This is a genomic window from Salinisphaera sp. PC39 (genome assembly GCF_040361335.1).
Classification (GTDB): domain Bacteria; phylum Pseudomonadota; class Gammaproteobacteria; order Nevskiales; family Salinisphaeraceae; genus APNM01.
Window position 1 is genome coordinate 1 of record NZ_APNM01000002.1, and the last position, 21,362, is coordinate 21,362.

Annotated in this window: 17 protein-coding genes; 1 reads left to right on the forward strand and 16 read right to left on the reverse strand. The window is 70.3% G+C overall.

Annotated elements, in window-relative coordinates:
• Nucleotides 1-46 precede the first annotated feature (46 nt).
• From PC39_RS02370 to PC39_RS02380, 3 genes are all read right to left on the reverse strand, one after another.
• Entirely contained in the window at nucleotides 47-667 is a 621-nt protein-coding gene (locus PC39_RS02370) for a SpvB/TcaC N-terminal domain-containing protein (protein ID WP_353251768.1), read from the reverse strand.
• A 131-nt stretch (nucleotides 668-798) separates the two neighbouring features.
• On the reverse strand, nucleotides 799-3,525 hold the full coding sequence (locus PC39_RS02375; protein WP_353251769.1) for a winged helix-turn-helix domain-containing protein: 2,727 nt from the start codon (nucleotides 3,523-3,525) through the stop codon (nucleotides 799-801).
• A 132-nt stretch (nucleotides 3,526-3,657) separates the two neighbouring features.
• A complete protein-coding gene (locus tag PC39_RS02380; RefSeq protein ID WP_353251770.1) occupies nucleotides 3,658-5,004 on the reverse strand; it encodes a cytochrome P450 in 1,347 nt (448 codons plus the stop codon).
• A gap of 120 nt (nucleotides 5,005-5,124) precedes the next feature.
• Here PC39_RS02380 and PC39_RS02385 point away from each other — a divergent pair, with 120 nt between their 5' ends.
• Nucleotides 5,125-5,598 (forward strand): DUF2489 domain-containing protein, encoded by a 474-nt coding sequence (locus tag PC39_RS02385; protein ID WP_353251771.1) that lies wholly within the window; start codon nucleotides 5,125-5,127, stop codon nucleotides 5,596-5,598.
• Nucleotides 5,599-5,947: 349 nt separating this feature from the next.
• On the opposite strand, the gene ggt is transcribed toward PC39_RS02385, so the two are convergent.
• The 13 genes from ggt to speD form a co-directional block, all read right to left on the reverse strand.
• A complete protein-coding gene (gene ggt, locus PC39_RS02390) occupies nucleotides 5,948-7,678 on the reverse strand; it encodes a gamma-glutamyltransferase (protein WP_353251772.1) in 1,731 nt (576 codons plus the stop codon).
• Nucleotides 7,675-8,175 (reverse strand): pantetheine-phosphate adenylyltransferase, encoded by a 501-nt coding sequence (gene coaD / locus PC39_RS02395; RefSeq protein ID WP_353251773.1) that lies wholly within the window; start codon nucleotides 8,173-8,175, stop codon nucleotides 7,675-7,677. The genes ggt and coaD overlap by 4 nt, the downstream gene beginning before the upstream one ends.
• Complete coding sequence (rsmD, locus tag PC39_RS02400) at nucleotides 8,172-8,750, reverse strand: 16S rRNA (guanine(966)-N(2))-methyltransferase RsmD (RefSeq protein ID WP_353251774.1); 579 nt, start codon at nucleotides 8,748-8,750, stop codon at nucleotides 8,172-8,174. Before rsmD ends, coaD begins: the two co-directional genes overlap by 4 nt.
• Nucleotides 8,751-8,769: 19 nt before the next feature.
• Nucleotides 8,770-10,212, reverse strand: a complete 1,443-nt coding sequence (gene tldD, locus PC39_RS02405) for a metalloprotease TldD (protein WP_353251775.1) — start codon at nucleotides 10,210-10,212, stop codon at nucleotides 8,770-8,772.
• A complete protein-coding gene (locus PC39_RS02410; RefSeq protein WP_353251776.1) occupies nucleotides 10,209-11,030 on the reverse strand; it encodes a carbon-nitrogen hydrolase family protein in 822 nt (273 codons plus the stop codon). Before PC39_RS02410 ends, tldD begins: the two co-directional genes overlap by 4 nt.
• A 49-nt stretch (nucleotides 11,031-11,079) precedes the next feature.
• Entirely contained in the window at nucleotides 11,080-14,853 is a 3,774-nt protein-coding gene (locus PC39_RS02415) for a YhdP family protein (RefSeq protein ID WP_353251777.1), read from the reverse strand.
• Nucleotides 14,854-14,949: 96 nt separating this feature from the next.
• Nucleotides 14,950-16,410, reverse strand: coding sequence for a ribonuclease G (gene rng / locus PC39_RS02420; RefSeq protein WP_353251778.1), 1,461 nt, complete (start codon nucleotides 16,408-16,410; stop codon nucleotides 14,950-14,952).
• Nucleotides 16,411-16,593: 183 nt separating this feature from the next.
• Nucleotides 16,594-17,064 (reverse strand): 23S rRNA (pseudouridine(1915)-N(3))-methyltransferase RlmH, encoded by a 471-nt coding sequence (gene rlmH / locus PC39_RS02425; protein ID WP_353251779.1) that lies wholly within the window; start codon nucleotides 17,062-17,064, stop codon nucleotides 16,594-16,596.
• Between the two features lie 19 nt (nucleotides 17,065-17,083).
• A complete protein-coding gene (gene rsfS, locus PC39_RS02430) occupies nucleotides 17,084-17,434 on the reverse strand; it encodes a ribosome silencing factor (protein WP_353251780.1) in 351 nt (116 codons plus the stop codon).
• Complete coding sequence (gene nadD / locus PC39_RS02435) at nucleotides 17,431-18,084, reverse strand: nicotinate-nucleotide adenylyltransferase (protein ID WP_353251781.1); 654 nt, start codon at nucleotides 18,082-18,084, stop codon at nucleotides 17,431-17,433. Before nadD ends, rsfS begins: the two co-directional genes overlap by 4 nt.
• A gap of 3 nt (nucleotides 18,085-18,087) precedes the next feature.
• A complete protein-coding gene (locus PC39_RS02440; RefSeq protein WP_353251782.1) occupies nucleotides 18,088-19,374 on the reverse strand; it encodes a glutamate-5-semialdehyde dehydrogenase in 1,287 nt (428 codons plus the stop codon).
• 7 nt (nucleotides 19,375-19,381) lie between these two features.
• Entirely contained in the window at nucleotides 19,382-20,446 is a 1,065-nt protein-coding gene (gene holA, locus PC39_RS02445) for a DNA polymerase III subunit delta (protein ID WP_353251783.1), read from the reverse strand.
• A 69-nt stretch (nucleotides 20,447-20,515) separates the two neighbouring features.
• Nucleotides 20,516-21,289: an adenosylmethionine decarboxylase gene (gene speD, locus PC39_RS02450; protein ID WP_353251784.1), complete on the reverse strand. Its 774-nt coding sequence runs from the start codon at nucleotides 21,287-21,289 to the stop codon at nucleotides 20,516-20,518.
• Nucleotides 21,290-21,362 lie beyond the last annotated feature (73 nt).

Consider the following 21,362-nt stretch of genomic DNA (forward strand, 5'->3'; position numbering starts at 1 on the left):
GCTCCATCCTCTCAAGAAATGGAGCCTCCGGGAATCTCGGGGCGGTTCAATCTTTAGAATAATTATATTTTATATAATTCCCCGAGGTGTCCATAGTTCGGCTAACAGACCATATATAATTGTAATCTTTTCCGGGAACTTGGAATGAGGAGTTGTTTCCCCCGTATTCTTTTATTAGTCCGTTTTTTGTATGGACTTTGAACCATGTGTTTGCGGCATTGAGATCGCCTCCAAATTGTTTTACTTTGATAAAATCCTCTACTTCTGTGCGATACTCTGTCCCGCTTTCCCCGTAGTTACCGGATATCGCTACAAGGCGAGATCCATTGAGACATAGTTTATCGTTGGCGTCGAAATCTACTCCATCTATCGTGTTGTCTTGCACATATGTCGCTGGACAGCGTGTAATACGGGATAATCCCGTAAGACTCCATCCAACCCCGAGCATGCCGTCCCCGCCTTGGCTGGAGTATCTCAGTTGGAGCCTGGGCTCCATTCCGGCGGTGCCCGGTGGAACTGTAATTGGGATGCTGTAACTCGCTGCGCCGTCAGGTGTGACGGCAAAATTAGAATTGGTTGTGCCAACTGCAGCCAGCGCTGAATTCAGGCTGAGGGCGATAAGAAGTGAGAGGGAGCTAAGTGTCTGTTGAGGAATACTGGTGCTCATCCGTGGCCTCCATACACCTATCCATGTGCGACACGCAGTTGGATTCACCGTGGAACAGAGGCTGAGCGAATGTCAACTCGCTAGCGGAGAAGTCTGGGGCTTGACCAGTGCGTGTATTACGTCTCATTAACTCAGATCAGGTTCATCTCGCGGGCCGCGCCGGTCGCCTGAAGGCGGCTGTTGACGCCGAGCTTGGAGTAGATGTTCTTGAGGTGGAACTTGACGGTGTTCTCGGAGACGAACACCCGCCCGGCGATGTCCTTGTTGGATAGCCCGCTGGCGAGCAATCGCAGGATCTCCTCCTCGCGCTCCGACAATGCTTCCAGTGGCTGGAAATCGGTGCCCACCAGGGTCTCGGCCTTGCGGATATCGGTGCCCGAGGCTTCCAGGAGACGCGCCAGGAAGCCGTGGATACGGTCCGTGGCGGCGTCCCGCCGGGTGGCGCCGGTCAGGCCCTGGTAGTCCTCGCGCAACAGCTCGACCACGTCCTCGCCCTCGTCCAGGAATATCCGCACGAACCCGCCCGGCGCGGCCAGTTGCAGTGCCTTGCGCAGACTGCGATGGGCGATGTTGGTGTCGCCCAGCCGTTTGTGCGCGATCGCCTCCAGGATCAGCAGCTTGATCTGCCGCCGCGTGCGCCCCAGGCCCTGCACGGCGCTCAACTCGGCGGCGAGACGTTTGAGGGCGTCCTGCGGGTGTCCCTCGTGGATCGCCAGACGAATCCCGCCGATGGCGTCGCCCTCGGCGTCCTCGGCGAATTGGATCCAGTCGTCGGGGAGCGCGGTGTCGCGCGGCGGGATGCGGCTGGCGATGGATTGCGCCCGGTCCAGCTCGCCGGCGAGCAGCGCGCGCCGGACCCGTTCCCAGCTCACCGCGCGGATCACGCGGGGCCACATGCTGGCGTGGCCGATGGCCTCGGCCTCGTCCAGGATCTCCAGGGTCTTGACCGGCCGCCCCTGGACATCGTGGATGCGGGCCATCGTGATATAGCCCAGGGCCATGAAATCGTGCATCGCGGCGTTGGCGATGACGTCCTGGAACTGGGTGAAATAGTTCTCGGCGGCGTCGAGGTCGTCGGCCTCGTACAGGGCCTGGACGTAGCAGGAGACCAGGGAGGCCGAGGCCACCGATTCGTCCAGCGTCACCCGCGGCTCCGACATTCCGAGTCGGAACATGTCCAGGGCCTCGCCCAGCAGTCCCTGGAGCATCAGGTTCACCCCGGCCACGCTGATCGAATAGCCCCAGCTGAATCCGGCCTTGGCGCGGTCGCCGTGGGCGCGGGCCAGGGTCAGGTATTCGCGGGCCCGCTCGAAGTCGTTGGCGACGATGGCCAGATAGCCCTTGAGGTTGGCCGCGGCGCCGAGCTCGAAGGCCCGGAAGCCCTGGATGTCCAGGTCATGGACATCCACCGGATCGACGATCTCGAAGGCCGCCAGGATATCGTCCTCGATCACGGCCACCATGGACCGGACCACATCGGGGTTGGCGCCGCTATCCGGCTGCTCGGCGAGGCGCTCCAGGATGTGCAGCACCGGTCCGATCTTCTGCCGGCGGCGCAGGAAGGCCAGGGCGTAGGCGACCTTGATCGCCAGATGCGGCCGTTTGTCGATCTCGCCCAGCGGCAGCCGGTCGTACCAGCGCTCGACCGTCGCCAGGTCGCCGTCCATGACCAGTTGGGTGGCCCAGGTATCCAGGGTGTCGGCGGCGAACTCGTAGTCGCGGATGGCGATGGCATGGTGCATCGCCTCCTCGTACAGGTCCTGGTCGCGGAACCAGCGCGCCGCCCGATGGTGGATGTCCGGGATGGCGTCGGGATTCTGGACCTTGAGCTGGTCGGCGAGGAAGGACGAGAACAGCGTGTGGTACTTGAACCAGCGCAATCGCGAGTCGACGCTGCGCAGGAACAGGCCGGCGCTTTCCAGGTTCTCCAGGATCTCCTGGGAATCCTCGCGCTCGAGCACGGCGTCGCACAGCGCGCCGTTGAGCCGGACCAGCAGCGAGGTGCGCAGCAGGAAGTCCTGCATCGGGGGCGACTGCAGGGCGAGCACGTTGTCCGCCAGGTATTCCGCGAGCTGCCGCGGCTGGAATGAATTGATATTGGCCAGGGACTCGCGCACGGAGGGGCGGACCAGCGACAGCCGGTAGAGCTGGAGCGCGGCCGGCCAGCCCTCGGTCTTGCCGTAGATCGCGTCGATCTCGCCCTGACTGATGTCCAGCTCGTCGGCTTCGGCGAAGAAGGCCTTGACCTCCTCCGGGCTGAAGCGCAGGTCCTCGGCGCGCAGGATCAGCGCCTGGTTGTTCACCACCAGGCGCGCCAGCCCCAGGTTGGGTACGGTGCGCGAGCCGATGAACACCATGACCTGGTCGGGCAGGCGCGCGAGCAGGTTGCGGAAGAAGGCGTGCGTGGTCTTGTTGGTCAGCGCCTGGAATTCGTCCAGGAACAGACCCACGGGCCGGCCCAGCGCCACCAGCCGGTTGATGAACCAGTCGGTGCCGCGGCTGGGCGGCATGCCACGTTCCTGACGTGCCCGGCTGCGGCTTTCGGCGCCGCTCTCGATCTCGGTCAGCAGCGCCTGCAGGTGGGTGAACAGGCGACTGATGTCGTTGTCGGCCTCGTCGAAGGTGAGCCAGCCGGTGAGGGCGTCCCGGTCCTCCAGCTTGGACTTGGCCTGCTGCAGCAGCGTCGATTTGCCGTGACCGGCGGGTGCCTGCAGCAATACCACGCGGATGGCTTCCTCGCCGAAGATCCGGTCGAGGATGGCCTGGCGGCAGATCGCGCCACGGTAGACGGGCGGGGCGAACAGCTTGTGCGCCGCCACCTGCTCCGCGGTATTGGCCCGCTTGTCAGCCAGGCTCATGGATTCGCCGCCCTCCTCCGGTGTGTCGCGCCGTCCGGCCGGAATCGCGCCGGCGGCGTTTTTTTGGATGTGCTCGTGCGCTATCCCGGCACTTTAATAGGGCCGGGCCGGCATTTCCATCCGTTGCGGCCGTCAGCCGGGCGCGCCGACCGGCGCCAGGGTCAGCGGCAGACCGTCCCGGGGCTTGGAAATGGGCACGATCTGGTAGGGCATGCGGTAGCCGGGGGGCACCGACAGGCGGTATTCGCGCAGCAGCCGATGCAGGACCGCCTTGACCTGGATCTCGGCGAAATGCAGTCCGATGCAGGTATGGGCGCCGGCCCCGAAGGGGATGAACTGGAACGGGTGCCGCCGATGCTCGTTGCGCGCGAACCGGTCGGGGTCGAAGCGTTCGGGGTCGTCCCAGTATTCCGGCATGTGGTGGGTGAAGTGGTTGAAGATGTTGACCGCGGTGTCGGCGGGCAGGGTATGGCCCTTGAACTCGCACTCGCGCACGGTGCGCCGGCGCATGGACGGCAGCGGCGGGTACAGGCGCAGCGCCTCGCGGAAGGCGCGGCCGGCGTCGGGCAGCGCATCCAGGTCGGCATGCTCCAGGTCCGGCCCCGCGGCCATCGCCTCCTCTCGCAGCCGCGCCTGCCAGTCCGGGTTCGCGGCGAGCAGGTAGGCCAGCGTCGTCAGCGCGCTGGTCGTGGTGTCGTGGGCGGCCATCATCAGGAAGATCATGTGGTCCACGATCTCGCCGTCGCTGTAGCGCTCGCCCTCCTCGGACTCCGCGGTGCATAGGCGCGAGAACAGATCGTTGCCGGGGGCCGCGCGCTTGCCGGGGATGCGCGCGGCGAAGAACCGCTCCAGGAAGGCCCGGCCGCGCAGGCCGCGACCGTAGAGCGTGCCCGGCACCGGCAGTTGCAGCACCGACATCGAGGCCTCGACCACGTTCACGAAAGCGCGGTTCACCCGCGCCGCGTCGCGGCCCAGCGGCAGGTCCAGGAACACGCTGGCGGCCAGATCCAGGGTCAGAGACTTGATCGCCGGGTAGAACTTCAGCCGCTGCGGCCAGCGCGCCAGCCGCTCGGCGATCAGCGGCTGCATCAGCGCCAGATCCGCCGCGAGCGCCTCCTTGCGGAAGGCGGTCTGCATGATGCGGCGGTGCGAGCGGTGGTCGGCGCCGTCGCGCAGCATCAGGCCGCGCGGGAAGAGGTCCCCCAGGATCGGGGTCCAGCCGCGGTAGGCCGAGAAATTGCCCTCGCGGTCGGCGAGCACGAACTGGTTGGCGTCCGGCCCCAGCAGATTGGCGGCGTTCTCGAACATGACGTTGCCGCGCGAAATCTCGCCGTAGCGCGCGTAGAGCCGCTCCGGCATCGCCACCGGTCGCATCAGGAATTGCAGCGTCTGGCCCAGGACGGGCCAGCCGTCCTCGCCCGGGATATGGGAGAGGTCGACGCGCGAGCGCGCCACGGGCGGATAAAGCGTCTGTGCCACGATTGCTGCCCCCGGCCGATGCCGGCCGTCGCCGAAAATTACCGTTCGGTCAGTAAAACACCGGAGACGCCATCGGGCAAGGGGGCGTCCGCTCGGCGCCGTGACGCGTACACTGGGACCATGGCGATATGGATCGGAATGGCGGCCGGCGCGCTGTGCCTGGCCCTGGCGGCCTATGCCCTGTGGCTGTGGCGCGAGGTCTGGCGCCGCCGGGCGGATCTGCGCGCGCGGCGGGGCGAGGCGGGCGCGCACCGACGCGAGAGTATCCGCATCCTCGCCCGTGCCGTGATCGACGACGAGTTGAACCTCACCGAGGGTGCGATCCGCCTCAAGGTCCTGCTGGATCACGAGGTCCCGGCCGAGACCGGCGCGCAGCGTTTCCCGGCGATCTACGGATTGCACGACGCCACCGCCCACATGCCCCGGCGTTTGGCGCGGCGCCGCCGCCCCCGGACCGAGATCGCACGCCTGGATGCCGAGCGGGAAGAGCTGGAGACGGACTACCGGCAGGCGGTGTTGGCCGAGGCGCGGCGGCTGCTGGCGGTGGCGGACAGTGACGCCGGCGACGACTGGCTGCGGCGCGGCCTCCATTGAGAGGTGTCTACAAAACGTAGCGAGCATGGGCAGACCGTAGGCCGGGATTAAGCGCAGCATTCCCGGCATTCCCCTGCCGAAGATCACAACGGCGGAAAGTACCTCGGCAAACGGCCAGCCGGAAAATTAACCACAGAGGGACACAGAGGAAACTGACTGTCCTCCCGGAAGCCGCAAAGAAGCCTGCCCCGGACACGACCGGGGCGCCCATCAAAAACCTCTGTGCGCCTCCGTGCGCCTCTGTGGTTTCATGTCCCGCCAACCAAAGCCTGTGGAGCCGGATAAGCGAAGCATCCCCGGCCTACGGTCCGGGTAGACACCCTCTGAGGCAATGCCGGAGGGGGCGGAATCAGGGTGCGGCGTCTTCCGTCTGTGGTGCCGGCGCGCCTTCGCTGATCCGGGCGCTGCCCACGCCGCGCGGATCGGCGGCGGCGTCGAGCCGGTCCTCGGCGCGGTCCCAGATCACCACCTGCATGTTGCCGTATTCCCGGTCCGCCAGGGTCAGAGCATGGCCCTTGGCGCGCAAGGCCTCCTTCTCGGACTCGCGCAGGGCGCCGGGCTCGTACTGGATCTCGTCCGGCAGATACTGGTGGTGGTAGCGCGGCAGGCCGACGATCTCGGCCGCGCCGGCGCCGTCGGCCACTTCCAGCATGCCCAGCAGGACCATGGAGATGATGCGGCTGCCGCCGGGCGTGCCGAGCACGGCGATCCGGTCCTCGCCGACCATGAAGGTGGGCGACATGCTCGACAGCGGTCGCTTGCCGGGCGCCACCGCGTTGGCGTCGGTGCCGACCAGGCCGTAGGCGTTGGGCGTGCCCGGCTTGGCCGCGAAATCGTCCATCTCGTTGTTCAGGACCACGCCGGTGCCCTCGGCCACCAGCGCGCTGCCGAACGGGAAATTGATCGACAGGGTCGCGGCCACACGGTTGCCCTCGGCGTCGATCACCGAGAAGTGGGTGGTGTCCCGGCCGGCCTCGGCGTCGTGCCGGATGGGCGCCAACTCGTCGCTGGCGGTGGCCCGGTCGCGGCGGATACCCACGCGCAGCCCGGCCGCGTAGTCGGGCGAGGTCAGGCGCGCCAGCGGCATGTCCACGAAATCGGGGTCGCCCAGGTAGGCGGCCCGGTCGCGGTAGGCCCGGCGCATGGCCTCGACCACGAGATGCTTGCGCTCGGCGCCGGCCAACTCGGCCAGCGGGTAGCCCGAGAGAATGTTCAGGGCCTCGGCGAGCACTACGCCGCCGGAAGAAGGCGGCGAGGCGGAGACCACGTCGTAGCCGCGGTACTCGAAACGTATGGGTTCGCGCTCGATCACCCGGTATTCGGCGAGATCCTCGGGGCGCCAGATGCCGCCGGCCTGGCGAACCGCGTCCACCAGATCGCGCGCCGTGTCGCCGCGATAGAAGCCGGCACGGCCTTCTTTCGCCAGGCGCTCTAGCGTGCCCGCGAGGTCGGGCTGCTTGAGGGTGGCGCCCAGGGACAGGGCCTGGCCGTCGGCGTCCAGGAAGATATCGGCGCTGGCCGGGAAGCGTCGCAGGGCCTCGGCGCGCCACAGCAGCATGGCGTGCATGCGGGCGTCCACCTCGAACCCCTCGCGCGCCAGCCGGATCGCGGGCGCCAGCGAGCGGGCCAGTTCCAGGTTGCCGTACTTCGCCGCGATGTGCGCCAGCGCCGCCGGCTGGCCGGGAATGCCCGCCGCCAGGGCGCCGGTCCGGGAACGTTCCTGGACGTAGGTGCCGTCTTCGTCCAGATACATGTCCTCGCCGGCGGCGCCGGGCGCGGTCTCGCGGCCGTCGATCATCACGTCGCGGCCGTCGACGGCACGGTGCAGCAGCCAGAAGCCGCCGCCGCCGAGACCGGAACTCTGCGGCTCGACCACCGCCAGCGCCGCGGATACGGCCACCGCCGCGTCGAAGGCGTTGCCGCCCGCGGCCAGTATCTCCATGCCGGCGGCGGTGGCGGCCGGGTGGGCGCTGGCGATGGCGGCCCCCGGCGGCCGGTCGGACGCGGCGGCCGTCGTCGCCGCCAGGAACAGGACGGCGGCGAGCAGGGGGCGCAGCGCGATCGCTCGGACGTGCATCATTCGCGGTGGTTGGTCTTCTCGGCGAGTTTCTCGGCCACGATGGACGGCACCAGGCCGCTGATGTTGCCGCCCAGGAAGGCGATCTCGCGTACCAGGGTGGACGAGATGTGGGCGTACTGCGGCGAGGGCGCCAGCAGCACGGTCTCGATCTCGGGCGCCAGGTGCCGGTTCATCACCGCCATCTGGCGCTCGTACTCGTAGTCGCCGACGCCGCGCACGCCGCGCACCAGCACGCTCACGCCGTTGGCGCGGGCGAAGTCGACCACCAGGCCGCTGGTGCCCATCACGGTGACGTTGGGCAGGTCCGACAGGGCCTGCTCCGCCAGCCACTTGCGCTCCTCGGGCTCGAAAATGGATTTCTTCGAGGTGTTGTTGGCCACCGCCACCACCACCTCCGCGAACATGCCGGCGGCGCGCCGGATCACGTCGGCGTGGCCGTTGGTGATCGGGTCGAAGGTGCCGGTGTAGGCGGCACGGATGTTCTTGGCTTGGCTCATTGCCGTCTATCTTCCGTGGCCGGGGCCCGCCTTGCAAGGCAATAGCCCACCTCGCCGGCGCGTTTCTCGCGCAGTGCCGACCAGCCCGCCGGCAGCGGCGGCTCGCCGGCCGGGTATTCCAGGTAGACCCGGTGGTCCGGTGCCAGGTGCGGCGCCAGCGCGGCCAGGGACGGTTCCCAGAGGCCGGCGGCGAAGGGCGGGTCGAGGAACACGATGTCGAAGCGCGCCGCCGGCGTCCCCCGCAGGAAATGCAGGGCATCCGCGCACCGGATGTCGCCGCCGGTCGCGCCGAACCGCGCCAGGGTGTCGGCGAGGTCGCGCGTCAGCCGCCGGTCGTTTTCCAGGAACAGGCAGGAGGCGGCGCCGCGGGAGAGCGCCTCCAGGCCCAGAATGCCGGTGCCGGCGAAGGCGTCCAGGCAGCGCGCGCCCGCGATCACCGGCATCAGCCAGTTGAACAGGGTCTCGCGTACCCGGTCCGGGGTGGGACGCAGGCCGGGCGAATCGGTCACGGTCAGGCGTCGGCCGCGCCAGTCGCCGCCGATGATGCGGATGCGGTGGTCGCGCACGCGGGTCATGCAGGCGGGCGGACCGCGGTCAGCCCGTGCCGCCGACCGTCAGGCCGTCGACCCGGAGGGTGGGTTGGCCGACGCCCACCGGCACGCTCTGGCCGTGCTTGCCGCAGACGCCGATGCCGGTGTCCAGCGCGAGATCGTGGCCGACCATGGAGACCCGTTCCAGCACCGCGGGGCCGTTGCCGATCAGGGTGGCGCCCTTGACCGGCTCGGCGACGCGGCCGCCGCGGATGCGATAGGCCTCTGAGGCCGAGAAGACGAAGTTGCCGGAGGTGATGTCCACCGAGCCGCCGTCGAAGTTGACCGCGTAGATACCGTCGTCGACCGAGGCGATGATCTCCTCGGGATCGTGCCCGCCCGGCCGCATGTAGGTATTGGTCATGCGGGGCATGGGCAAGTGCGCGAACGATTCCCGTCGGCCGTTGCCGGTGGGCGTGCCGCCGGTGAGGGCGGCGTTGTGCTTGTCCTGCATGTAGCCGGTGAGCACGCCGTTCTCGATCAGCACGTTGCAGCGGCTGGGCGTGCCCTCGTCGTCCACCGACAGCGATCCGCGGCGGCCGGGGAGGGTGCCGTCGTCGACCACGGTGCACAGCGACGAGGCGACCTTTTCGCCAATCCGGCCCGAATAGGTGGAGCTGCCCTTGCGGTTGAAGTCGCCCTCCAGGCCGTGACCCACCGCCTCGTGCAGCAGTACGCCGGGCCAACCCGGTCCCAGGACCACCGGATAGGTGCCGGCCGGCGCCTGGCGGGCGTCCAGGCGTACCAGGGCGCGGCGCACGGCCTCGCGGGCATAGCGTTCGACGGTGTCGCCGTCGGCCAAAAGCTCGTAGCCGGCGCGTCCGCCGCCGCCGGCGCTGGCCGATTCGCGGCGGCCGTCGCGGGCGACGTGCACGGTCACGCTCAGGCGCACCAGCGGCCGCACGTCGCCGGCCCGGGTGCCGTCGGAGGCCGCGACCAGCATCACATCGTGGCTCGCGGCCAGCGCGATCCGGACCTGGACCACGCTGGGATCGGCCGCGCGCGCCGCGGCGTCGGCGCGGGCCAGCAGTGCCACCTTGGCCTCCTCGTCGAGACCCGCCGCCGGATCGAGGGGTGGATACAACGCCGGTGCCGTCGGGGAATGACGTGCGGCGATACGGCCGCCGCGCCCGTCGCGGGCGATGGCGGCGGCGGCGGCCGAGGCTTCGCTCAGGGCCGGCAGCGCGAGGTCTTCGGCATAGGCGAAACCGGTCTTCTCGCCGGCGATGGCGCGCACGCCTACTCCCTGCTCGGTGCCGGCCGCCGCGGTGCGCACGATGCCGTCCTCCCACAGCCAGCTCTCGCTGCGGTGGAGCTGGAAATACAGGTCGGCGGCGTCGATGCCGGGCCGCATGAGGCCGCCGAGCACGCGGTCCAGGGTGGCGGCGTCCAGCTCGGCGGGCGCGAGCAGGGTGGACTCGGCGATGGCGAGGGTATCGTCGGTCATGTCAGGCGGCGGTGCTCCAGGACGGGGAAGTGCTCGCGCGTGCGCCGCAAGGCGTCGCGATCGACGGTGCCGATGGCGATGCCGGGCCCCGCGGCGACGCGGTCCATGACCCGGCCCCAGGCATCGACCACCAGACTGTCGCCGTAGGTCTCGCGGCCGCCGGGGTGGCGGCCGCCCTGGTTGGGGGCGATCACGGTGCACAGGTTCTCGATGGCGCGGGCGCGCACCAGGACCTCCCAATGGGCGCGGCCGGTGACCGCGGTGAAGGCGGAGGGCACGGCCAGGATCTCCGCGCCGGCGGCGGCGTAGTGGCGATAGAGCTCGGGGAACCGCAGGTCGTAGCAGACCGAGAGTCCGACGCGGCCGAACGGGGTGTCCACCGTGGCCGGATCGGAGCCCGGCACGGTACTGGCCGATTCCTTGTATTGCTCGGCGGTGTCGGGCACGGCGACGTCGAACAGGTGGATCTTGTCGAAACGCGCCGCGCGCTTGCCGTCCGGGTCGTAGACCAGACAGGCGCCGAACGAGCGCCGGGCCTGGCCCGGCGCGCGCAGCGGGATGGTGCCGCCGATCAGCCAGAGGTTGTGGCGGGCCGCGGTCTCGGCCAGGAATTCCTGTATCGGCCCGTCGCCGTCCGCTTCGGCGATCTCCGACTTGTCGGCCTCGTGGCGTCCCAGGTAGGCGAAATTCTCCGGCAGCACGGCGAGGCCGGCGCCAGCGTCGGCCGCCGCCGCGGCGAGGCGGCCCGCCGCGGCCAGGTTCATGTCGACGTCGTCGTTGGACACCATTTGGATGGCCGCGACTCGCGATGTGGTCATGCTATGGGGTCTCCGATCGGTTCATGCCGGGCACGGGGGCGCATACGGCCTATTCGGTGGCCGTCGGCTCGCGTATCTCCGGATCGTCCCAGCTTCCGGTCAGATGGTAACTGACGCGGGTCAAATCGCCGAGGGGCTTGTCCAGGAACTGTTGCGCGACCCAGACCGCGGCGCCCAGGGCCGGACCGCCCAGCACCGTGCCGGCGATCGCGGCGGCGCCCGAGACCTGGGGGGTGATGGTCACCCGCTGGTCGTAGTCCCGGGCCGCCAGTCCGACCCGGCCCTCGATGGCGATCTCGGCCGAGGGGGTCCGGATCACGAGATCGTCGGTGTAGGCGTCGCCGGATTCGATGCGGAAATCGCCCGAGAGGGTGTCGAAGGTCGTGCCCTTGCCCAGGACATCGCGGAAATCCAGCAGGAGCCGGCGCGGCAGGGCGTAGAAGTTGACCAGTCCCAGCACGCGTCCGGCGCCGGGCTCGACCGCGAGCAGGTTGCCGTTCTCCATGGACAATGACAGGCGCCCGTCGAGGGTGGCCGGTGTGAGTCCGTCGGGGTTGGGCGCCAGCGCCAGCTCGGCCTCGATATCGGCCTTGTCGGCGCGCAGGTTGGCGGTGTAACCCAGAGTCCGCAGCAGCGGCGCGATCCCGCTGCCCTTGAGCCGTGCGTCCAGGGAGGCGCGCGTGAGGCCGTCGGTCCGCCGCCAGTCGCCGGTCGCCCGCAGGGTCATGACGCCGCCGTCGACGTCGAGCGTGTCCAAGGACAGCCCGTCCGCCAGGGGGGTCGTGTTCAGGTCGAGGTGGCCGAAATCGTCGCCGGCCAGCGCCAGGGCCTCCACCCGGACGTCGAGCAGGGGCAGCGTGGCGGGATCGATGGGCGCGGCATCGGCGTCATCGTTGCCGGGTGCCGACGTGTCCGGCACCGGTGTGAGACGCAGCCGTTCCAGGCGCGCCTCGATCCGGTCGCGGTCCGCGCGCCGCAGCCAGCGCACCGTGCCGCGGCCCGCCGTGCCGGCCAGGTCGGCACGCCAGCCGTCGTCCGCGGTCAGCGGCGTGATCCGCAGCGACAGGTCCTTGAGCCGCTGGCCGGCCGCGCGCAGCTCGCCGATCTCCAGGTCGGCGCCGCGCAGGGCGAGCCGGCCGCCGCCATCGTTCTCCGCCCGTTCGCCGCCGTCCGCGAGCAGGTCGCGCCAGGCGCCCGCGTCCAGGCGGTCCGCGGTGCCGCCGATCCACCAGCCGGGACCGTCCGGTGCGGCCTCGGTGTCGCCGCCGCCCAGTATCGCCGTGAGTCCCCAGAGGCCGTCGGCGTCGAAACGCAGGTCGAGAGTCGCGCGCTCGCCGTGTTCCACCCGGACCCGATCCCGGTCGCCGGCGATCGTCACCCGGGTCGGTACCGCGTCGCCGGCCGGCTTGGCCAGTGGTGCCGGCAGCTTCAGCGCCATGCCCGCGAGGTCGCTCGTCAGGGTCAGCGCCGAGGCGCGGCCGCCCCCGCCGATGCCCAGCGCGATACGCCAGGGGGTCTCGCCCGCCGCGGCGGCGACGATCCGCGCCGGGAGCCGGAAGGCGGCAAGTGTCTCGGCGTGCTCCGGCAGGCGCAGGGTGGTGCGGGCATCGATGCGCAGCGTGTCGCCGTCGCCGGGCGCCACGTCCGCGGTGAGCGGCAGACCCGCTAGCTCGGCCGTCAGGCCCTCGGCATAGAGACCGTCGAGGTCGAAGCGCAGGGTGCCGGCGATGCCGGTCAGGGGGGCCGGCAGGGCGTCGTGCTCGGCGCGCAGGCCGGCCACGGTCACCGCGCCGTTGACGCGTGGCTCGCCCAGGCCGGGTTTGAGGGGGATGGACAGATCCAGGGTCAGGTCGGCCGCGCCGTCCAGCGTCAGCACCTCCGGCAGGCGGCCGAAGCGTTCCGCCAGCGGCGATTCGGCGAGGAAATCGAGCATGCGGGCGGCGGCACCGTCCCGGACCCGGCCGTCGACCTTGAGCACCGGTTCGCGGACGTTCGCGATGCGGGCCGTGGCCGGTCCCGCCGCGACGCCGAGCATGCGCCCCCGCTCGGCGCGGATCTCGAGATCGTCGCCGTCGATGACGAGACGCCCGGCCACGGCCGTCAGGCTCGGCCAGCCCGGCTTGTAGGTCAGGTCGACGCCCTCGCCGCGCGCGGTGATGCGGAATGTGCCCGCGTCACCGGCCAGGGGGAAACGGTCGAGCGGGCCGGCGAGCCGGATTTGCCCCGAGGTCAGCCGGCCGGCGCCGATCGCGTCGGGGAGCCAGTCGCGCAGTCGGGGGTTGGGCAGGTCCTCGGCCTGCGGTATGTGCGCGAGCACGGCCGGCAGGTCGTCGCTGACGACGTCGAAGGTCAGGTCGGCGACGGGCGGGCCGGCGTCCGGCAGTTCGAGGGTGCCGCCGCCCGCGATCTCGGTGCCGGCGGCGGCGAGACGCAGTCCGGACATCGTCAGGCGCCGGCCGTCGGCGGTCGTGGTCCAGGCGAGCTCGCCGCCGAGTGCCGCGAGCGGCAGCCGGCCCCGCAGGTAGCGGTCGAGCGTGATCCCGCCCTCGCCTTCGGTCAGGGTCAGCGAGCCGCCGTCGCCGTCGACGGACCAGGTCCCGCCGAAACGCCCGGCCTCCAGGCCGAGCGGTGCGTCGCGCAGGGTGAGTCCGGCGAAGCGGCCGTCCGCCCGCCAGTCGCCCTCGCCGGCGTATTCGACACGCAGGGTCTCCAGCGTGCCGTCCGCCGCGGTGTCGGTGAACCGCGCCGGCAGGGCGAGCTTGAGCCAGCCGGCGGCCAGGCCGGCCGGCAGCGATGCCAGCCGCGCCTCGATACGGCCGCCGTCGGGGGCGATCAGCGCCTCGCCGGTCGTGTCTAGGGCGCCGCCGTCGGGGGTGCGCAGGGCGTCGAGCCGCGCGCGGTAGCCGCCGTCCCCGCCGGCCGGCTCGATGCTGGCGTCCAGGGTGGTCGCGGTCCGTAACGGCGTCCCGGACAAGCGGAACGACTCCGTCGCCAGGGTGAGGCGGGCGCCCTCGAAGTCGCCTTCACGCCAGTCGCTCCAGGCTTCGAGTTGCGCGCGTCCGCCGCGCAGCGCGTCGTCGCCCAGGCCCGCGGCGCGCAGCAGGCTGGCGCCGTCGAGTCCCTCGGCGTTCACGTAGGCGTGCGCCTCCAGGTTCTCCGGGCGGGCGAAATCGCCGAGCACGAAGACATCGATTTCGGCTCGCTCGCCGATACGCGGCGGCAACTGCGCCCGGATACGCGCCCGGTGGCGCGGGCCCTTGTTGCGGAGGGTGCCGGCGATGCCGGTCACGTCCAACGCCAGGTCCGGATGGGCCGCGTCCGTGATGCGTACGTGGCCGTCCTCGATCCGGGTGAAGTGCACGCGGTCCAGCCAGCGGTCGATATCGGCGGCGTCGAAGCCGCGGGTCTCGCTCTGCCCCAGGCCGCGCAGCCGCCAGTGGCCGTCGCCGTCGCGGTGGAGCGTGAGCTCCACGCCCGATATCAACAGCCGGTCCGGCTCCCGGATACCCCGCAGCAGGTCCCAGAAGCCGAAATGCAGACCCAGTCCGCGCAGGCGCAGTGCCGGACGCGCGTCCTCTTCCCGGAGCAGGGCGACGTCGCTGAAGTGCAGCACCGGTCCGGTCCAGGTCCAGCCCAGTTCCATGGCGCCGATCGCCAGCGGCTGACCGATGCGCTCGCTGACCCAGTCCGCGGTCTGGGCCCGGTAGCCCGGCACGGCGCGGTCGAGCAGGCGCACCGTGCCCACCAGCGTGCCCGCGACGATCACCAGGACGGCGATGCCGAGGAGAAGCCAGGTTTTCAGGCGCAGGTTGCGTCGCAGCATGGCGGTCGGTGTCGGGTCTCGCGGCCGGGGTCCGGGGGGTCGTCCTGGGTTATGACCATGAAAGGCGCCGGCAGTGCCGACGCCCGGCGTCCCGTGTTATGTCGGGACGACGTCGAATTGCTCCTGAAGATACAGCGATTCCGCCTGCAGGCGGACCCGGCGCGCCACCGATTCGGCTAGGTCGCCGAGCGCGCCCGCCTGCTCGTCCAGCAGCATGGCGACCACGTCGGGATTGGCCAGGACCAGCATCCCGTCGGTGTCGAACTGGCGGGCCGAGCGCAGGATCTCACGGAATATCTCGTGGCAGACGGTCTCCACGCTCTTGACGCTGCCCCGGCCCGAGCAGGCGGGACAGGGTTCGCAGAGCACGTGCTCCAGGCTCTCGCGGGTACGCTTGCGGGTCATCTCCACCAGGCCGAGCGGCGAGATCTGGGAGATCATGCTCTTGGCCGGGTCGCGCTCCAGGGCGCGCTCCAGGGCGCGCAGCACCTGCTCGCGATGGCTGGTTTCGCTCATGTCGATGAAATCGACGATGATGATCCCGCCCAGGTTCCGCAGGCGCAGTTGGCGGGCGATGGTCTGCGCCGCCTCTAGGTTGGTCTTGAGGATGGTCTCGCCCAGGTTGCGGGTGCCCACGTAACCGGCGGTGTTGACGTCGATCGTGGTCATCGCCTCGGTCTGCTCGATCACGATGCTGCCCCCGGACTTGAGCGGCACGCTGGGCTGCAGCGCGCGCTCGATCTCGTCCTCCACGCCGAACAGGTCGAAAATGGGCCCGTCGCCCCGGTAATGCTCGATGCGGCCGGCCAGCTCCGGCACGAAGCGGCGGGCGAAGTCCGCCATCTCGCGGCAGGCGCGGTCGTCGTCGATGCGTACCCGCTCGATGCCGGACAGGACCATGTCGCGCAGCATCCGGGTGACCAGCGGCAGGTCCCCGTGCACCAGGCTGCCCGGGGCGGCGTGCATCACCTGCTCCCGGATCGAACGCCAGAGCCGGTCCAGGAAACGCATGTCGGCGGCCAGGGCGTCGGCGTCCGCGCCTTCCGCCACGGTGCGCACGATGAAGCCGCCGCGCAGGCCCAGTTCCGACTTCAGGGAGGCCACCGCGGCGCGCAGGCGCTCGCGTTCCGTTTCGTCCTCGATCCGCGTGGATACGGCGGCCTGGTCGCCGTGCGGCATCAGTACGAGGTAGCGTGACGGGATCGAGAGGTCCGTGGTCAGGCGGGCGCCCTTACTGCCCAGCGGTTCCTTGGCGACCTGGACCAGCACGCTCTCGCCGGCCGACAGCAGGTGCTGGATATCGGGACGGATGTCGTCCTCCTCGCCGCGTTGGCGCACGATGTCGGCGGCGTGCAGGAAGGCCGTGCGGTCGAGCCCGATCTCCACGAACGCGGCCTGCATCCCCGGCAGCACGCGCTGGACCCTGCCCAGATAGATGTTGCCGGCGACGCCGCCGCGGGAGTCGCGCTGCAGGTGGATTTCCTGGAGCACGCCGGCCTCCACCTGGGCGACGCGGGTTTCGCCCGGCGCCACGTTGACCAGTATTTCGGCGCTCATCGCGGACCGCTCGGGGGCGTTCGCGCACGCAAGCCGGGGCGCGGGGGATTGTCATGAAACCTGCACATGGCGGGATTGTCGGCGGGCGGGGGAAACGCTGCAAGCAATGGACGGGCGCGCCCGGATATCCGGTGTCCCCGTCTTCCGTTTCCCATTTTCCGTTTTCCGTCTCCCGGCTTGAAGTCAGCCCCGGTGATACGGATGGCCCGCCGTCACGCTCCAGGCCCGGTACAGTGCCTCCGCCACCAGCACCCGGGCCAGGCCGTGCGGCAGGGTCAGCGGCGACAGGGACCAGCGTGCCGTGGTGCGCTCCCGCACCGCCGGCGCCAGGCCGTCGGGGCCGCCGATCAGGAAGGCGCGGTCGCGACCGTCCGCCAGCCAGTCCGACAGGCGATTCGCCAGCGTTTCCGTGGACCAGGCGGCGCCGTCGACGTCCAGCGCGATCGCCTCGGCCGCCGCCGGCAGGGCCGCGAGCATGCGCTCGCCTTCCTCCGCGACCGCGCGGCCCGGGGAACGGTTCTTGGCGCGGCGGCCGAGCGGGATCTCGGTCAGTTCCAGGCGGCATTCGCGCGGCAGCCGCCGGGCATACTCGCGGTAGCCGGCATCGAGCCAACCGGGCAGGCGGCTGCCGACGGCGATCAGGTGAAGCCTCACGGTCCCGTGGGGCGCGGGGTCACTGTTCCAACTGCTGCTCGGGCGGCCGGGCGTCGATGTCCCAGAGCTTCTCGAGCTGGTAGTAAGCGCGCGCGGTGGGCTGCATGATGTGGACCACGACGCCGGAGAGGTCGATCAGGACCCACTCGGCCTCGGCGAGGCCCTCCACCCGCGGCCGGAGTCCGGCGCCCTTGGCGCGTTGCACGAGGTTCTCGCCCAGGCGCTTGACGTGGCGGGCGGAACGGCCGTTGCACACGATCATGTAATCGGTGATCGGTGTCAGCGAGGCGACGTCGAGGACGCGGGTCGATTCGCCCTTGAGTTCCTCGATCGCGTCCAGGGCGAGTTGCAGGGTGTCGTCGGGTGTCATGCGGGGGCCGGCTCGCGGCGGTAGACGCCGGCGTCCTGGATTTCCTCCAGGACCACGTCGGGCAGCAGGTAGCGCGCGCTGCGGCCGGCGGCCAGGAGCTCGCGGATGCGGGTGCCGGAGATGGTCAGTGGCGGCGGCGTGCACACGTGCACCAGACCGTGCGTGGCGCCACGCAGGTCGGCGGCGTCGCCGACACGCCGGCGTTCCACCTCGTCGGCGACGGCGGCCGGCAGCTCGGTGTCGGTGTCGGGCCGCTCAACGAGCACGATGTGGGCGTGCTCGAACAGGCCGCGCCACTCGTGCCATTTGTCGAGGGCGGCCATCACGTCCCGGCCCATGAGCAGGCACAGGGGCGTGTCCGGCAGTTCCCGGCGCAGCGAGGCCAATGTGTCCACGGTGTAGGACGGCCCGCGGCGCAACAGCTCGCGGTCGTCGAGACGCAGCCGCGGCTCGTCGGTGATCGCCACGCGGATCCACTTGGCGCGTTGGCCGGGCGAGGCGATGGGGGCGCCGCGATGGGGCGGCCGGGCGCTGGGCACCAGCCGTACCTCCGCCAGTTCGAGCGCTTCCGCGAGTTCCACGGCCAGTCGCAGGTGGCCGTTGTGAACCGGGTCGAACGTGCCGCCGAGAATCCCGATCGGTGCCGGCATCGTTCAGCGCACGTGCCCGTCGCCGAACACGACGTACTTCACGGAGGTAAGCCCCTCCAGGCCCACGGGGCCGCGGGCATGCAGCTTGTCGGTGGAGATGCCGATCTCGGCGCCGAGGCCGTACTCGAAGCCGTCCGCGAAGCGGGTGGAGGCGTTGACCATCACCGACGACGAGTCCACCTCGCGCAGGAAGCGCCGAGCGCGGGTGACGTTCTCGGTCACGATCGCGTCGGTATGGTGCGAGCCGTGGCTCTCGATATGCTCGATGGCCTCGTCCAGGCCGGCGACCACGCGCACGGCCAGGATCGGCGCCAGGTACTCGGCGTCCCAGTCCGCCTCGCTGGCCGGCACCGCATCCTCGACCAGCTTGCGGGTGCGCGGACAGCCCCGGATCTGGACATCGGCCTGGCGCAGGGTGTCGGCGATGTCGGGCAGCAGGCGCTCGGCCACGCTTTCCGCCACCAGCAGCGTTTCCATGGTGTTGCAGGTGCCGAAGCGCTGGGTCTTGGCGTTGACCGCGATCGACCGTGCCTTGTCCGGATCGGCGTCGTCGTCGATATAGACGTGGCAGACGCCGTCGAGGTGCTTGATCACCGGCACGCGGGCATGCTCGGCGACATACTCGATCAGGCCCTTGCCGCCGCGCGGCACCACCACGTCCACGGAGTCGGTCATGCGCAGGAGTTCGCCGACCGCGGCGCGGTCGGTGGTCTCCAGCACCTGCACGGCGTCCGTGGGCAGGCCCACGGAGGCCAGGGCGCGTTCGATGCAGGCGGCGATCGCCTGGTTGGACTCGCGCGCCTCGGAGCCGCCGCGCAGGATCGCGGCGTTACCGGATTTGAGGCACAGGGCGGCGGCGTCCGCGGTGACGTTGGGACGCGATTCGTAGATGATGCCGACCACGCCCAGCGGCACGCGCATGCGGCCGACCTGGATGCCCGAGGGCCGGTAATTGAGATCGGTGATCGCGCCCACCGGGTCCGGCAGGGCGGCCACCTGGCGGACGCCGTCGGCCATGGCGCCGATGCGCTCGTCGGTCAGCTCGAGGCGATCCATCAGGGCGTCGTCGAGGCGGTCGCGGCCGGCGCGCAGGTCACGCTCGTTGGCCGCCTTGAGACGGGCGCGATCCTTTTCCAGGGCATCGGCCACGGCGAACAGGGCGGCGTTCTTGACCCCGGGATCGGCCGCGGCCATGCCGCGTGCCGCGCGACGCGCGCGGCGGCCGACCTCGCGCATGTACTCGCTCACCGTGGTGGGCGCGGCGTCGGCCTGGCTCAAGCTGGCGCTCATGATTCGGTTACGGACTCCTCGCTGTCGTCTGGTTTCCTGCCGTCGGCCGTCGCTGGCGTCCCGGCGAGCGGGGTCCGGCCGCGGCCGCGGTATCGAGTGCCAATCTTACCAGTTCTTCCCAGGGGCGGCCCGGCGCGGCGCCCTTGTTGATGCGGTCCAGGCGCGCGGCGCGGCGGAGCAGGGCGAGCGCGGCGGTGGGGCGGATGCGGGAGGCGGCGGCCGCGAGCTGGCGCTTGCGTGCCGGGGGCATGCGGACCGAGGCGAGCGCCCGCTCGCGGTCGACGGCCCCGGCGAGCCGGTGCAGCAGCCGTAGCTCGCGGGTCAGCGCCGCCAGCACGGGCACCGCGTCAACGCCCTCCTCGCGCAGGCGCAGCAGGCTGCGCACCGCGCCCTCGGCGTCGCCGGCCAGGGCCTTGGCGGGCAGGTCGAACACCGCGAAGCGCGCGGCGTCGGCACCGGCCTCGCGCATGGCGTCCGCGTCCACGGTCGTGTCCGGGAATAGCAGCGCCAACCGGTCGATCTCCTGGGCGGCGGCGAGCAGGTTGCCTTCGGTCAGGGCGGCGAGCACCGCCACGGCGTCGGATGTGAGCGTCACCCCGCGGCCGGCGGCGCGGCGCTCGATCCAGTCCGGCAGGGCCGTGGCCGGCAGGGGCCAGGCGTAGACCGCCGCGCCGGCCCCGGCCAGTTGCTTGTACCAGGCGTTGCGCCGCTGGTTCGAGGCCAGGCCCGGCGCCAGCACGATCAGGACGGTGTCGGCGGGCGGGTCGTCGAGGTAGCGGCCGAGGGCGTCCGCGCCGGGCTTGCCGGGGCCCTTGTCCGGGAGGTGCAGTTCGATGAGGCGGCGGCTGGCGAACAGCGACAGGTTGTCGCCGGCGGCGGCGAGCTGGCTCCAGTCGAAGCCGGGCTCGGCGTGCAGCACGTCGCGCTCGTCGTGGCCGGCGGCGCGCGCCGCCGCGCGCACGGCGTCCGCCGCTTCGTGCACCAGCAGCGGTTCCTCGCCGGCCAGCAGGTAGGCCGGCCGCAGGCCGTGCCGGCGCAGGTCGGCGGGGAGTTGCTCCGGTTTCAATTCCATGTGATCGGTGATTGGTGATTCGTGACTGGCAGGAGCGTAACCGCCCGTGTCAGCCCTGCAAATCACGAATCACGAATCACCGACAGGGAAGTTGCGCCCGTAGAAGATCTCCATCACCTCGTGCTCGATGCGTTCGGTGATCTCCGCGGCCTCTTCCTCGGTCAGATTCTCGGGCGACTCGGCGAACAGGTAGTCGTCCAGGTCCAGCTCGGTGAGACGCATCTTGGTGTGGAAGATGCGCTCGGCGGGGACGTTGACGTCCACCATCTGGTAGCGGTTCTTGACGTCGTCCGGCACGTAATCCTGGATCGAGTTGATCTCGTGGTCGATGAAGTGCTTGCCGCCGTCGACGTCGCGGGTGAAGCCGCGCACCCGGTAGTCCAGCGCCACCACGTCGGATTCGAAACTGTAGATCAGGTGCTCCAGGGCCTTGAGCGGCGAGATCAGGCCGCAGGTGGAGACGTCGATGTCCGCGCGGAACGTGGAGATGCCGTGGTCCGGGTGGAATTCCGGGTAGGTGTGCACGCAGATGTGGCTCTTGTCCAGGTGCGCCACCACGGCGTCGGAGTCGGGCTCGTGGTAGGCCGATTCCTCGGCGATCAGCATGGTCACCGAGGCGCCCTCGGGCTCGTAATCCTGGCGCGCCACGTTGAGGATGTTGGCCCCGATGATGTCGGAGACCTCGGTGAGTATCTGGGTCAGACGCTCGGCGTTGAACACTTCGTCCAGGTACGCGACATAGGCCTTCTTCTGTTCGGCCGTGCGCGCGTAGCAGATGTCGTAGATGTTGAACGACAGGGACTTGGTGAGGTTGTTGAAGCCGTGCAGTCTGAGTTTGTCCATGGCGCCACTCCGTGTTGCCGGGCCGCGCGGGATCGCGGGGCGCGCATTATGCCGTCGCCGGGCGGCGGACGAA

Bases quoted from the DNA above. Each gene is read 5' to 3' on its own strand.
- PC39_RS02440 (WP_353251782.1), bottom strand. From the start codon at position 19,374: ATGAGCGCCAGCTTGAGCCAGGCCGACGCCGCGCCCACCACGGTGAGC.
- PC39_RS02375 (WP_353251769.1), bottom strand. From the start codon at position 3,525: ATGAGCCTGGCTGACAAGCGGGCCAATACCGCGGAGCAGGTGGCGGCG.
- coaD (WP_353251773.1), bottom strand. From the start codon at position 8,175: ATGAGCCAAGCCAAGAACATCCGTGCCGCCTACACCGGCACCTTCGAC.
- rsmD (WP_353251774.1), bottom strand. From the start codon at position 8,750: ATGACCCGCGTGCGCGACCACCGCATCCGCATCATCGGCGGCGACTGG.
- PC39_RS02385 (WP_353251771.1), top strand. From the start codon at position 5,125: ATGGCGATATGGATCGGAATGGCGGCCGGCGCGCTGTGCCTGGCCCTG.
- ggt (WP_353251772.1), bottom strand. From the start codon at position 7,678: ATGATGCACGTCCGAGCGATCGCGCTGCGCCCCCTGCTCGCCGCCGTC.
- PC39_RS02370 (WP_353251768.1), bottom strand. From the start codon at position 667: ATGAGCACCAGTATTCCTCAACAGACACTTAGCTCCCTCTCACTTCTT.
- tldD (WP_353251775.1), bottom strand. From the start codon at position 10,212: ATGACCGACGATACCCTCGCCATCGCCGAGTCCACCCTGCTCGCGCCC.
- holA (WP_353251783.1), bottom strand. From the start codon at position 20,446: ATGGAATTGAAACCGGAGCAACTCCCCGCCGACCTGCGCCGGCACGGC.
- rng (WP_353251778.1), bottom strand. From the start codon at position 16,410: ATGAGCGCCGAAATACTGGTCAACGTGGCGCCGGGCGAAACCCGCGTC.
- rsfS (WP_353251780.1), bottom strand. From the start codon at position 17,434: ATGACACCCGACGACACCCTGCAACTCGCCCTGGACGCGATCGAGGAA.
- speD (WP_353251784.1), bottom strand. From the start codon at position 21,289: ATGGACAAACTCAGACTGCACGGCTTCAACAACCTCACCAAGTCCCTG.
- PC39_RS02410 (WP_353251776.1), bottom strand. From the start codon at position 11,030: ATGACCACATCGCGAGTCGCGGCCATCCAAATGGTGTCCAACGACGAC.
- nadD (WP_353251781.1), bottom strand. From the start codon at position 18,084: ATGCCGGCACCGATCGGGATTCTCGGCGGCACGTTCGACCCGGTTCAC.
- PC39_RS02415 (WP_353251777.1), bottom strand. From the start codon at position 14,853: ATGCTGCGACGCAACCTGCGCCTGAAAACCTGGCTTCTCCTCGGCATC.